Raw genomic sequence first — 13,683 nt, forward strand, 5'->3', positions numbered from 1 at the left:
TCTGGGGTGTATCAGGAGGTGAAGGATGGAGATAGGAACCGCAGAGGCGCAGAGGGCGCAGAGAGAATTAGTTGCATATCTTCGTTCTCCAAAAGCGATTCGGGAACGTTGTGGGCAATTGTTTTCGTGGGTGTGTGAAGGTAAGTCAAATCATTTTGTTTGTGATTTGGCGCAGTTGGAAAGGGTTGCAGATTATGTGATTGAGGTGATGCGGGGGGAATACCCAAATCTAGACATTCCGTTTCATAGTCGTTGGCGACATTTTGAAGTTGGCGATGTGCCGCGATTAGGTAAGTTAGATAATCAGTTAGCGGGACTATCGTCTGTGGAGAAGGCGGCGGCTAAGTTTGATTTGGCGATTGTCAGTGTGTTGTTGGATGCTGGTGCTGGGGATAGGTGGCATTATGATGAACAAGAAACTGGCTTGAGGTTAGGGCGTTCTGAAGGCTTGGCTGTGGCTAGTTTCCAAATGTTTTGTCAAGGCAATTTTGCCAGTGATGGTTTGCCGCAGGCTGATGCTTTGCGGTTGCAAGAATTAACTGAGGCAGAATTAGCAACTGGATTCCAGGTAAGTTCTGAAAATCCTTTGGTGGGAATTGCGGGAAGGTTGAATTTACTACAAAAGTTAGGTCAAGTCTTACTTGCTTCGCCCCATCTGTTTGGAGATAACAATCCTCGTCCGGGGAATTTAGTTCATTATCTCTTGGATAAGTCGGAAAACGGGGAGTTGGCAGCTACAACTGTGTTAAGTGCAGTTTTGGAAGGGCTGAGTGATATCTGGCCGGGAAGATTAGAGATAGGTGGGGTAAATTTGGGTGATGTATGGCAACATTCAGCTATTGGCGATGATGGTTTAGTACCTTTTCATAAGCTGTCTCAGTGGTTGACATACTCTTTATTAGAACCACTACAAGAACTTGGATTAAAAATTACTGGTCTAAATCAACTCACTGGATTACCAGAATATCGCAATGGCGGCTTATGTCTCGACTTGGGACTTATCAGTGTTAAAAACCCAGATATTTTAAATTCATCTCACTCAGTGGCATCGGCAGTTATAGTTGAATGGCGGGCTTTGACCGTGATTCTTTTAGATAGAATCGCTGCTACAGTGCGCGAAAAGTTAAGTATGAGTACCGAGGAACTACCATTAGTGAAAATCCTCCAAGGGGGAACTTGGACAGCTGGGCGCAAAATCGCTGCCCAACTCAGAACAGGTGGGATACCCCCCATACAAATAGAAAGTGATGGTACGGTATTCTGAATTGGGGATTGGCGATGAGGGAAGGAGAAGGGCAAGGAGACAGGGGGACACGAAGACACGGGGAAATGCCCAATGACAAATGACCAATGACAAATGACAAATGACAAATGACCAATGACAAACAAAATCAAGTAACACTTATTGAACATCCCTTAATTCAGCACAAATTAACGTTGATGCGGCGGGCGGAAACTAGTACAACGAAATTTCGTAACCTCGTCAAAGAAATTAGTTTGTTGTTGGCTTATGAAGTAACGCGAGATTTACCGCTGAAATACGAAGAGATTCAAACACCACTCGCACCAATGAATGCGCCCTTGCTTGCACCTGATAAAAAGCTGGTGTTAGTTTCGATTATGCGGGCTGGACAGGGAATTTTAGATGGGATGCTGGAGTTGATCCCATCAGCAAGAGTGGGACACGTTGGTTTATATCGCGACCCAAAAACTTTAATTGCTGTTGAGTATTATTTTAAGGTTCCCTATGATGTCGAGCAGCGAGACATGATCGTTGTCGATCCGATGCTAGCAACGGGAAATTCTGCGGTGGCGGCGGTGGAACGGTTAAAATCAACTAATCCCTTGTCGATTAAGTTTGTCTGCCTACTCGCTGCACCAGAAGGTATTCAGCATTTCTGTGAAGTACATCCCGATGTACCTTTGTACACAGCTGCTATTGATGACCATTTGGATGAACACGGCTATATTATTCCCGGATTAGGCGATGCAGGCGATCGCTTGTTTGGCACAAGATAATAAAATTAGTCTGAGTGGCGATTTTCTCCAAAGTAGGGAGTGCCTAAAGCTTTGGGTGGTGTAGATTTCCCGGCTAATCCGACTAATGCCAATAAAGCGATCGCATAAGGTAGCATCACTAAAAATTGGTAAGGGATATTTGCCCCTAATGCCTGAATTCGCAGTTGTAAAGCTTCCGTAGCCCCAAACAGCAAACAAGCCAAAGCACCACCTATAGGATGCCATCTGCCAAAAATTAAAGCTGCGATCGCAATAAATCCCTTACCAGCACTCATCCCTTCGGCAAAAAATCTTACCTGGACTAAAGTTAAATAAGCACCTCCTAAACTCGCAAGGCAGCCACTAATCACTACAGCGATATAACGGACAATTTGTACTGAAATTCCAGCCGTATCAGCAGCTTTAGGAGATTCGCCCACAGCCCGTAATGTTAATCCAAAGCTGGTTTTAAATAAAATATATGTAGTAAAAACAACTAAAATTAAAAGTAAATATACTAAAATATCTTGCTGAAATAGTAGCGGTCCCAGCAGGGGAATATTAGCGAAAATAGGAATAATAATTGCCCCTATTCCAGGTAATTGCTGTGTACTACTACCACTAAATATTAGCCTTGCCAAAAATGATGTTAACCCAGCTGCTACAAGATTAATTGCTAGCCCTGACACTAATTGGTCAACCTGCAAAGTCACACATAAAAAAGCATGAAGTAATCCTACCAATCCCCCAGCAATCAAAGCTGCGAGAACACCAAGCCAGGGATTACCAGTGTAAAAGGTAGCAGCAGCACTACTAAAAGCACCAGTGAGCAACATACCTTCTAGAGCGATATTTAACACCCCCGAACGTTCCGAGTACAATCCGCCTAGGGCAGCAAATCCTAAGGGTACGGCTAGGCGTAAAGTAGCCACCAGGTAATCAGAGAAAAAATTGAGATTATTCATAAAGCTATTTTTAAACGCAGAGGAGCGCAGAGGAAAGCCCAGAGTTTCGCAAAGTTTTCTCCGTGTTACTCTGCGTGAACCTCCGCGTCCCTCCGCGTTTCTACTCTTATTTCTCGTTCCACCGCCAGACTGATAGCAATAAACAACACCGTTAACCCCTGAATCGCATAAACCACAGTTACCGGCACACCTGCACTACGCTGCATCACATTTGCACCACTGCGAAGCGCCGCAAAAAACAAAGAAGTCAAGACTACACCGACAACACTACCACGACTTAAAAAAGCGATCGCAATCGCATCAAACCCATAACCGATCGAAACTTGTTCAAATAGCCGATATTTCAACCCCATCACCTCACAACTCCCAGCTAACCCCGCTAAACCTCCCGCTAACGCCATCACCAGCATAATGGTACGTTCGACAGAGATGTGGGCATAACGGGCGGCAATCGGGTTAAATCCCACTGCTGTAATTTGATAACCTAGAGGCGATCGCACTAACAACACCCATAAAATTCCGGCGGCAATTAATCCTAATAAAATCCCAGCATGGGCGAGGCTCTGCGGTAAAATAATCGGTAATCGTGCGGATTTGGCAATTAACGGCGAATAAGGGCTAGGTGCACCAGGTGCCATCAATGGATTTTGTACGAGGTAGCTAACTAAATTTACTGCTATATAGTTGAGCAACAACGTAGTAATTACCTCATTCACTCCGCGCATTGCTTTAAGATAACCAGGAATCCAACCCCAAACTGCACCAAAGAGAAATCCTGCAAAAAGTGCTAAGGGGACATGAATTACAGCAGGTAAGCCTTGCACGTATAACCCAATTAAAGTACTTCCCAACGCACCAAGATAAATTTGTCCTTCCCCACCGATATTAAATTGCCCAGCCCGCAACGCAACTAACACCCCTAAACTGGTGAACAATAGCGGTGTCATTTTGGTGAGGGTGTTACCAAATCCAAAGTAGGTAGAAAGGGATTCTTGGAATAAAGCTGTGTATGCGGTGACGGGATTCGCCCCAGCAATGAGGATAAGGATAGCACCGACAATCAGGGCAGAGGCGATCGCAATTAGCGGTGATAGGATTGGTAGCAGGAATTTCATACAATTAGTTGCGATCGTTATTGTGATGTGATTTCAGCTAAATGTCACCGAACAGTTCTCAAAATTGTAGATAAAATAGATTGGTCAATGATATCGATATCGCCCAATTAGACTTGACAAGCATTATAAAGGCGTAGTTTTTGGGGGTGATGTTTGAGTTTATTTCGTAGGTTTTACAGGCAAACTGTACCCAAGAGTAGGCGAGCGCATCTGAAAAACCGTCTCTATTCTACTGGGATGTTTGTGTTGATCGTGCTATTGCTCTCCAGCGGACTAGGCTACCGTTTTTATAACCAACCAAAACTGGATGTAGGTAAGATAGCTCCTCAAACGCTTACCGCACCTATTTCAGTCCATGTTGAAGATGTAAAAACCACAGAAGAAAGACGCAGGGAGGCTCGTAGTGGTGCTTCAGCAGTATGGGTTGTCGATCAACAAGTGAATGAGGAAATTCACCAAAATCTTCAGCAATTATTGACACAAGGCGATAAAATCCGGGAGAAGTTGGGCAATTTCCCTTTTGTTAAGACTTCAATATTATCCACGGCCACGCAAACTTACTTGCGACAAGCGCCAGAACCCCAATGGCAGACAGTATTGCAAACCTTAGAGAAAAATAGCAATCTGACTGGCTTAAATTCTGCCCAAAAGCGAGCCGTCAAGGAACTGCGAACTTACCGTGATTTTTCTCAACTATTAAAAGCGATCGCCCAAGCTCGTCAGCGCTATAGTATGACTCTAAATAGTCTGAGCGAAAATGAAACGCTTTATGATGCCACTTTCTTGAACCTATCTGATGCAGATTGGCAGGAAACTCAAATCCAAGTGCGTCAAACTTTAGAGCGAATGTTAGCACAGGGCATCTATTCAAGGCTATCCAAGGATAACCTGAACTATGCAATCGAGATGCAGGTGAGTGTTTCTGTACCAAAAACAGCACAATCTTTAGCAAGGCGATTGCTATCAGCGGTAATCACTGGCAATTTGATCAAAGACATCGAGCAAACCAAGCTGATAGCAGAACAAGCAGCGCAAGCAGTAGAACCGACGATAGTCAGCATTCAAAAAGGTGAAGTGATTGTTAAGGCTGGAGAAAAAATTACTCAAGCTGATTTTGTACTGTTAGACCGCTTTCAATTGAGCCAACGCGGTATCGATTCCCTACATCTGATGGGTTTTAGTGGGATGGTAGGATTGGCGGTGGCTGTTTTCCGACTAGTAGAACGACGAATTCGTCCCAAATTGCGAAGTAGCGATTATATCTTAATTCTGTTCCTGACCCTCAGTGCGCCGTTACTAATAGTCTTAACCAAATCATTTACAGGTTTACCAGCCATTGGTTTGCTGCTTGGTAGCTTCTGCGGTACTGCAATTGGGGGTACGGTGATGGGGTTACTGACGATATTGCTCTCAATTGGAACGGAACTTAGCTGGCATGATTTAATACCTAGTGCTGCTGGCGGAATTCTTGGCGGATTGATGGCTGGACAATGGCGATTCCCCGCTAGGGAAGCACTGCGAACGCGAGAAGAATTAGCTACCTTAGGAATTTTAATTGGGTTGACGCAGGGAGTGGTTTATTTGTTGGTAAATACTGCGATCGCTCCCCTTTGGTATGCTGTTCTGGGTACAGCAGTCATCAACGGTTTGGCAGGGTTGATTTGGAGCATCTTAGCACTAGGGTTAAGTCCTTACCTAGAAGCTTTATTTGATTTAGTTACACCAATTCGTCTAGCTGAATTGTCCAATCCCAACCGACCTTTATTAAAACGCCTAGCTCATGAGACTCCGGGAACTTTCCAGCACACACTGTTTGTCGCCACTCTGGCAGAAGCCGCGGCACGGGCATTAAATTGTAATGTGGAACTGGTGCGAGCTGGGATTCTCTATCATGACATTGGTAAAATGCATGACCCTTTAGGATTTATTGAAAATCAAATGGGAGGTCCCAATAAACATGATGCTATTAATGACCCCTGGAAAAGTGCCGAAATCATCAAAAAGCACGTAAGTGAAGGTCTGGTAATGGCTCGTCAGTACAAGCTCCCTAGCGCCATTCAGGCATTTATTCCCGAACACCAGGGAACTATCTTAATTGCGTATTTCTACCAAGCAGCACAGCAGCAACAGAAACATAATCCTGAGATAGTTTTGCACGCATCAGATTTTCGCTATGACGGCCCCATTCCCCAGTCCAAAGAAACCGGGATTGCCATGCTGGCTGATGCTTGTGAGGCAGCGTTACGTTCGCAAAAAGATGCAACCCCAGAAGCAGCACTGATAATGGTAAATAAAATCCTCAAAGCACGTTGGCAAGATAATCAGTTGGTCGATTCAGGGTTGACACGGCAAGAAATGTCTCAAATTGCTTATATTTTTGTCCAGGTTTGGCAGCAGTTTCATCACAAAAGGATCGCCTATCCTCAATTAGCTCCCAGCAATCAGTAGTCAAGCAATTTTGGATTTTAGATTTTAGGTTCTTCGGTTATTTTTATGGAAAACCGGGTTCAAAATCATTGAAAGCCTTATCCTGTAGGCATTTTTTTTAAAAGAGCATACTTCTTTATAACCATTGCCCCGTAAGGGTTTTGTTATAATCAATCCTCCTATACCATAAAAGAGGCGAAAAAGCCAGAATTTATCTGTCGCAAACATTATTTGAATTGGTATAAGATTAGACTTTGTTTTCAGTGTTGTGTTGATTCTGAATCGCTGCAATTTCGTCAGCAGTTAAAGTTACAATCTTGCCATCTTGCATAATACTAATCGATTGACCAAGCTGGCGATGTCTTTGAATCGCAGCTGCAATTGCTGCTTTGACTCCAGAATCAATTTTGGTAGATAGAAGTTCTAATTCTCGATCAGCCATATTAATCTCCTCTAATTTGATTCCAAATAGCACTTTCATAAATAATTATTTGTTGACTATAACGATACTCAGCTATTAACCTAGTATCACTACTAGAGTTATCATAAATAATCCAGCGATCGCATAAAGGTAAATACAAAGAAATCAAATTTATTCGTCCCTGGTGATAGCGTCTACGAATCACATCTTCTGGAATCGAGTGTCCACCACTAGCCACCCTGCGTGCTACTCTTTCTACAGCTAATTCAGCGCTTTGTAACCAGAAATATATCAAGTTAATTGTGTAGCCTTTTGCTCTACAATCAATAATAAAAGGTGCAAAACTTCTAGCTGCCAGTGTAGTTTCAAAAGCAAAATCACTGCCTGCATCCGATAAAGTCCGCAGTCGTATAATCATTAATCTTCCTGCCTCCATAGCCATTGAATCTGGATTTAATGGCTATGGAGGCAGCAATAGCATCTGCATTTACGTACTCAAAGCAGTCTAAAAAATTCGGCAATAAACTCATTGAAACAGTAGTTTTTCCTGAACCATTTGCACCACCAATGATATAAAGACTTGACATACCAATTCTCTGCGCGTCACTGCGTCCCCGCATCCCCCCGTCCATTAAACCAACTTCCTCCACCGTCGCTTTAGCTGTATCCAAAATAGCCACATCACCTCTGTAGATTACAAGAAAGGCAGTCCCCATGAAAAAATTTTCATCGCCAAGCATGTAAGTAGTTCTTACCTGTTCCCCGTTCCCTGTTCCCTGTTCCCTACTTACAAGTCAGAGGGCAGAAGGCAATGCGATCGCGTTGCGCTCATAATCGAGAATGCAAGGCTGCTGTGGTGTTGTAGAGATTTATGATACTTCTGCCTTTTCCTGTTGCTGTCTGACTCTTTTCTTCTGCTTACTATTGCGATGCGTTATCCGCTTACGAAGCGATTCCATGTAGGTGTAGAAAACGGGAGTAATATAAAGCGTTAGTAGTTGAGAGAACAATAAACCACCCACAACAGCTAAACCTAAAGGACGACGAGATTCTGCACCTGCACCTAAACCGAGTGCGATTGGTAGAGTACCCATCAATGCTGCCATTGTGGTCATCATGATCGGGCGGAACCTGACTACACAAGCTTCATATATGGCATCGTACGGCGTTTTACCCCGATTTTCTTGAGCATCCATTGCAAAGTCAATCATCATGATGCCGTTTTTCTTGACGATGCCAACCAACATAATAATGCCCACAAAAGCGTAGATATTCAAATCAACATTAAACAGCATCAAGGTGAGCAAAGCACCAAACCCCGCAGAAGGTAAGCTTGAAAGAATTGTAATCGGGTGAATAAAATCTTCGTAGAGAATCCCCAACACAAGGTAGATTACCAAAATCGCAATTATTAGCAAAATTCCTAAGCTAGAAAGCGAAGATTGAAACACCTGTGCTGTACCTTGGAAGCTGGTACTAATGGTTGCGGGTAAAGTTTCACGAGCCAGTTTTTCAATGGTTCCGGTAACGCTACCAAGAGATACTCCTGGTTTGAGGTTAAAGGAAATAGTAACAGCAGAAAGTTGTCCAGAATGGTTAACTGTTAATGGCCCGACGCCTTTACTCAGAGTTGCAACTGCATTTAAGGGTACTTCTTGACCATTACTGGAACGAACTGTTAATAAGTCAAGGTCATTTGGGCTTAGTTGATACTGTGGATCTACTCCCATAATTACTTGATACTGACCATCAGATGCATAGATAGTGGAAACCTGACGCGTACCATAAGCATTATTTAAAGTGGTTTCTATTTGATTTGCTGTCAATCCAAACGTTGAAGCTTGTTCGCGGTTAACTTGAACGTTAATTTGGGGATTTTTGATTTGCAAGTCGCTGTTAACATCTTGCAGATCCGACATTTGCCGTAATTTCGTTTCCAACGCTGGCGCGTATTGATACAACTCTTGCAAATTCGGGCTAGAAAGTCCAAATTGATACAGCGCTTTTGTTTGTTGTCCGCCTAGCCGGATAGATGGCGGGTTTTGCACAAATGCTCGGATTCCTGGTATACCAGTCAGTTTAGGTCGTAGTTCATTCGCTACTTCATCAGCGCTTTTGTGACGTTGAGCATGGGGTTTTAATTTAACAAATATTCGCCCTGAGTTAGATGTGGCGTTGGCTCCACCTGCACCTACACTGGAGTTAATCGATTCCACATTGGGGTTGCGACGCACAATGTTTGCTACTACTTGTTGATGCTTTACCATCTCAGTAAAGGAAATATCTTGAGCCGCTTCTGTGCTGACGCTTAACTGTCCGGTATCATCATTGGGAATGAATCCTTTGGGAACGACAACAAACAAATATATTGTTGCGACCAAAATCACTCCCGAAAGAATCATCGTCGTGCGGTGATATTTCATTGATAGCTTTAGAGTTGCTTCGTAACCCCGCAGCATCGTATCAAATACCCATTCCGAAGCATTATAAAGACGACGTTTCCAATTTTTAGCTTTCGGTTTTTTGGTTTTATTTATTTGATGTCCATTACCATTGTTGGATATATCATAGCCATTGCTTGTATTTAAATGTCCATCGTTAGATATGGCATGGCCATTATCTGCATGAAGATGACCATTACCATCGTTGGATATTTCATGACCATTGTCTGCATGAAGATGACCATTACCATTGTTGGATATAGCATGGCTATTATCTGAATGTTGATGCTCACCTTTGTGCTTAAGAAAACGACTACAAAGCATCGGTGTGAGGGTGAGGGAGATAAATCCAGACACTAAAATTGACACGCTAATAGTGACAGCAAATTCGCTAAATAGCCTTCCCAAAATGCCACCCATAAACATAATGGGAATGAATACGGCAACCAAGGAAATTGTCATTGATAAAATGGTAAAACCAATTTCTTTGGAACCGTTGAGGGCAGCTTGCATCCGATTTTCGCCCATTTCCATGTGACGCACGATGTTTTCTAGCATCACCACTGCGTCGTCTACCACAAAGCCAACAGCTAGGGTAAGTGCCATCAATGAAAGGTTATCCAGAGAATAACCAAGTAGTAGCATTACCCCAAAGGTTGCTACTAGTGATAAAGGTACAGCCAAACTGGGAATGATCGTAGCTGAGATGTTCCTCAAAAACAGAAAAATTACCAAAATCACTAAGCAAATGGTGAGGAACAAAGTAAATTTGACATCATTTACTGACTCGCGAATAGATTGGGATCTGTCATAGAGAATTTCCATATCTACCGCTGCTGGAATTTGTTCGCGGAAGCTAGGCAAAATTTTCTTGATCCCATCTACGACTGCTACAGTATTGCTTCCCGGTTGTCTTTGAATTGCTAAGACAATTGCTCGCTTCCCATTGAACCAACTTGCTACTTTATCGTTTTCTACGCTATCAAATACCTTACCCAATTCTCTCAACTGAATTGGTGCGCTGTTACGGTAAGCAACTACTAAAGAACTATAGGCTTCGGCATTACTTAATTGTCCATTTGACTCAATAGTATAGTTTTGGTTTTGTCCATAAAGGTTACCAGTAGGTAAATTAGAATTTCCTTTAGAAACGGCATCTGCTACTTCGTCAATTCCCAAACCTTTAGAACTCAAAGATTGCGGGTCTAAATAAATGCGAACAGCGTACTTTTGTGAACCATAAACCTGTACCTGCGCCACACCATCAACCATTGAAAGACGCTGTGCTAAAATTGTTTCCCCATACTTATCGACTTCTGACAATGGCAACGCTGTCGAGTTCAAAGCTACATACAGAATAGGTGAATCTGCTGGGTTGACTTTGCGGTATGATGGCGGGTTAGGCATACTACTCGGTAACTGCCGCGCTGCTTTTGCGATCGCAGATTGCACATCTTGAGCCGCACTATCTATATCCCGGCTCAAATTAAATTGCAGCGTAATCTGTGCCGAACCCAGAGAACTTGTAGAATTCATCGAATCAAGACCAGCAATACTAGAAAATTGCTGTTCTAATGGCGTTGCTACCGACGAAGCAACCGTCTCAGGACTAGCTCCTGGTAAGCTGGCTGACACCTGAATTGTGGGAAAATCCACAGTTGGCAGGTCACTTACTGGTAGCAATTGATAACTCATCAAACCAAACACCATGATGGCTAACATCACGAGTGTGGTCATGATCGGTCGGCGAATAAATAATGCAGAGATGTTCATAGGCTATATGGGAAGCAGGGGTGCAGGAAAATGAGGGAAGGGAGATAGGAAGGGTAAGGAGAAAAATAACCAATGACAAAGGACAAATGACCAATGACAAAAGTATAAATATTTACAAAATAAAAGCTATAGTGAGTGGTTTTGATTTCCCTGGTTAACGCCTCCTAGCCTCTGTCCGCTGCCTACTGCTTGCTTAATTTGTACTTTGGCTTTTGGTCTGAGGTTAAATTGTCCGTCAGTGACGACTTGCTCACCTTCTTTTAGCCCTTGCTGGATGACTGATTCATTACCAACTGCATTACCCACAACAACTGAACGCATATCTACGGTTTGGTCGGCAGGATTTAATACATAGACAAACTGCCCTTGTTGCCCTGTTTGAATGGCTGGGGTTGGTACAACTATGGCGTTGGGTTCTTGTGTTAGCCGGACAACTACATTGACAAATTGACCTGGTGATAAGCGTCCATCAGCGTTAGCAAAGCTACTCTTAAGTTGAATAGTTCCTGTTGTGGGATCTACACCACTGTCTACGAAAAAAAGTTCGCCACGTTCGGGACGCTGTTCATCTTTGGGAATGTAGGCATCTACTTCTATTTTTCCCTGCGCCCGATATTTGTTAAGTTCTGGCAATAGGCGTTGGGGAAGGGAAGATGTAACGTAGATGGGGCTAATTTGACTAATTGTGACCAAGGGGTTGGTATCATTATCTTTTACCAAGTTGCCTTGATTGACCTTCAAGCTGCCTGTACGCCCAGTAATTGGTGAAAAAATCGAATTATAAGAAAGTGCGATTTTAGCGCTGTCAACTGCTGCTTCTGCTGCGCTAACTTCTGCTTTAGCATTATTGAGGTCTGCTTTTGCGGCGTCAACTGCTGCAATGGTGTTGGCAATACCTTCATTGTCAGCCAGTACTGTTGCTTTTTGAGCATCAGATGCGGTACGAAACTGCTCTGCTTGCTCTTTGCTAATCGCTCCTTGAGTGAAAAGCGTACTATAGCGTTGGGCTTGAGCTTGGGCGTTTTTCGCTTGGGTTTGGTCTTTGAGGAGATTAGCTTTGGCTTGATTGACTTGGGCGACAGCCTTGGAGAGGTTAGCTTGCGCCTGTTTTACCTGAGCGATCGCTTTATCTCGGTTCGCTTGCGCTTGCATTAAGGCGGCTTGCTGCGGTCTAGAATCTATTTTGAAGAGCAGTTGACCTTTCTTAACATTCTGACCTTCTTGAAAATAAACTCCTGTAAGTGGTCCTGCAACTTGCGACTTTATTCCTACAGTCGAATAAGCCATTACGGTTCCTGTTTGTCGTAACTCCATAGGTATGGTTTTACGCGTTACTGTCGCTACGACAACAGGTACAGCACGCTGCTGATTTTTGCCTTTTTGGTTATTGGACTGTGCTTCAGTAGCCGTACAACTACACAGAGCAATTAAACTGAACAGCACGATTCCCCTGCTCAATTGTTTCGGCATGAAGGGCAAAAGTCCTTGCAACATCGGCTTTTGAGCGTCTAAAGAAGGTCTAGTCTTAAGCTTAAGAGATAAATATCTCATACTGACCAGCGACAGCATTAATGAGAGCCTCTAAATACAGGTTTAACAGATGTTTGAAAAACACACACTTAATATTAGCTAAAATTAGTTAGCTACGCTAACAGTTAGCTAAATATCTATCTCCAGAACCATTTCTGGGATATTCTGCCAAAGAATTACTGGAAGCTTCCTGCCATCTAATGCATAAAACATCGGGTTTTTGCAGAGTTGGTTAGGTAGACTGAGTAAGAGAAGCCGCAGCTTAACAAATGACAGTTTGGGCGCAAAATCTCCTACCAAATCCGCATTTCTAACTCTGTTTTGTCCTGACAACTTTAGCAAATCGAGGTATTGAAACCGGATTTAGTATCAGTCATGCGATCGCCTCAACTGTTCGCAAAATCCTAAATCTCAAATTGTATGAGTCCCAAAAAACTAGCCCCAGAAGTAACCCCGGAACAATGCGCTGCCAAAATGATGGAAACAATTCCGATTATCATCAAGTTCTTTCGGGCAGAAATGCGACGTAATGCTTCTTTTCTGCCTGAATCGCTTTCAGTACCGCAATTTCGGACGCTAGCTTTCCTCGACCGCCATCCCAGCGTTTCTCTTTCTCAAGTGGCGGAACATTTAGGGGTAACTAGGGCTACAGCTTCAACGCTTACAGAGCGTCTCGTACAAAAGAATTTGGTCAGCAGAGTAGAAAATCCTCAAGAACGCCGTCATGTTCTCCTAAATTTGACTGATACAGGTAAGTATCATCTGCAACAGATTCGCTCATTGACGAGTGCGAGAATTGCTTTAGTTTTAACTGATTTGCCAGAGGAGCAAATCCGAAGTGTAGTAGAAGGGCTAACAGTGCTGAGTAGTACTTTTGAAAAGGTAATGCCAGAATAAGTAGGCTTTTAACTGAAAATATCTGATAATTTAGAATTTTTTAGCGACTGATGTCTTAAATTTCTAGCTGCGATCGCGCTTTCAAAATGTGGTAACGCGATCGCGATAATTTATGA

11 protein-coding genes are annotated in these 13,683 nt (G+C 43.2%); 4 read left to right on the forward strand and 7 right to left on the reverse strand.

Translation table 11 applies throughout. The features are described from left to right. The first annotated feature begins 25 nt into the window (after positions 1 to 25). Both BV372_RS15960 and upp read left to right on the forward strand, forming a co-directional pair. Entirely contained in the window at positions 26 to 1,264 is a 1,239-nt protein-coding gene (locus tag BV372_RS15960) for a URC4/urg3 family protein (protein ID WP_086687481.1), read from the forward strand. Positions 1,265 to 1,371: 107 nt separating this feature from the next. After that, a complete protein-coding gene (upp, locus tag BV372_RS15965) occupies positions 1,372 to 2,019 on the forward strand; it encodes a uracil phosphoribosyltransferase (RefSeq protein ID WP_086687482.1) in 648 nt (215 codons plus the stop codon). 5 nt (positions 2,020 to 2,024) lie between these two features. On the opposite strand, the gene BV372_RS15970 is transcribed toward upp, so the two are convergent. Together BV372_RS15970 and BV372_RS15975 are read right to left on the reverse strand one after the other, a co-directional pair. Next, the gene (locus tag BV372_RS15970) at positions 2,025 to 2,963 is read right to left on the reverse strand and encodes an ABC transporter permease (RefSeq protein WP_086687483.1); all 939 of its coding nucleotides are present in this window, start codon (positions 2,961 to 2,963) and stop codon (positions 2,025 to 2,027) included. Positions 2,964 to 3,028: 65 nt separating this feature from the next. Next, positions 3,029 to 4,078: an ABC transporter permease gene (locus BV372_RS15975; protein ID WP_086687484.1), complete on the reverse strand. Its 1,050-nt coding sequence runs from the start codon at positions 4,076 to 4,078 to the stop codon at positions 3,029 to 3,031. A 237-nt stretch (positions 4,079 to 4,315) separates the two neighbouring features. On the opposite strand from BV372_RS15975, the gene BV372_RS15980 reads away from it, so the two are divergent. After that, a complete protein-coding gene (locus tag BV372_RS15980) occupies positions 4,316 to 6,526 on the forward strand; it encodes an HD family phosphohydrolase (protein WP_086687485.1) in 2,211 nt (736 codons plus the stop codon). A 226-nt stretch (positions 6,527 to 6,752) separates the two neighbouring features. Here BV372_RS15980 and BV372_RS15985 read toward each other — a convergent pair whose 3' ends face one another. The 5 genes from BV372_RS15985 to BV372_RS16000 all read right to left on the reverse strand — a co-directional run bounded on the left by BV372_RS15985 (position 6,753) and on the right by BV372_RS16000 (position 12,691). Next, positions 6,753 to 6,947, reverse strand: coding sequence for a hypothetical protein (locus BV372_RS15985; protein WP_086687486.1), 195 nt, complete (start codon positions 6,945 to 6,947; stop codon positions 6,753 to 6,755). 1 nt (position 6,948) lies between these two features. Further along, positions 6,949 to 7,344 (reverse strand): zeta toxin family protein, encoded by a 396-nt coding sequence (locus BV372_RS15990; RefSeq protein WP_256973255.1) that lies wholly within the window; start codon positions 7,342 to 7,344, stop codon positions 6,949 to 6,951. Further along, entirely contained in the window at positions 7,304 to 7,666 is a 363-nt protein-coding gene (locus BV372_RS37675; RefSeq protein ID WP_256973256.1) for a hypothetical protein, read from the reverse strand. Before BV372_RS37675 ends, BV372_RS15990 begins: the two co-directional genes overlap by 41 nt. Positions 7,667 to 7,795: 129 nt before the next feature. Beyond that, positions 7,796 to 11,140, reverse strand: coding sequence for an efflux RND transporter permease subunit (locus tag BV372_RS15995; RefSeq protein ID WP_086687487.1), 3,345 nt, complete (start codon positions 11,138 to 11,140; stop codon positions 7,796 to 7,798). Between the two features lie 126 nt (positions 11,141 to 11,266). Next, positions 11,267 to 12,691: an efflux RND transporter periplasmic adaptor subunit gene (locus BV372_RS16000; RefSeq protein ID WP_256973257.1), complete on the reverse strand. Its 1,425-nt coding sequence runs from the start codon at positions 12,689 to 12,691 to the stop codon at positions 11,267 to 11,269. Positions 12,692 to 13,090: 399 nt separating this feature from the next. On the opposite strand from BV372_RS16000, the gene BV372_RS16010 reads away from it, so the two are divergent. Further along, on the forward strand, positions 13,091 to 13,567 hold the full coding sequence (locus BV372_RS16010) for a MarR family winged helix-turn-helix transcriptional regulator (RefSeq protein ID WP_086687490.1): 477 nt from the start codon (positions 13,091 to 13,093) through the stop codon (positions 13,565 to 13,567). Positions 13,568 to 13,683: the final 116 nt, after the last annotated feature.

The sequence above is a fragment of the Nostoc sp. T09 genome (genome assembly GCF_002154695.1).
Classification (GTDB): Bacteria; Cyanobacteriota; Cyanobacteriia; order Cyanobacteriales; family Nostocaceae; genus Aulosira.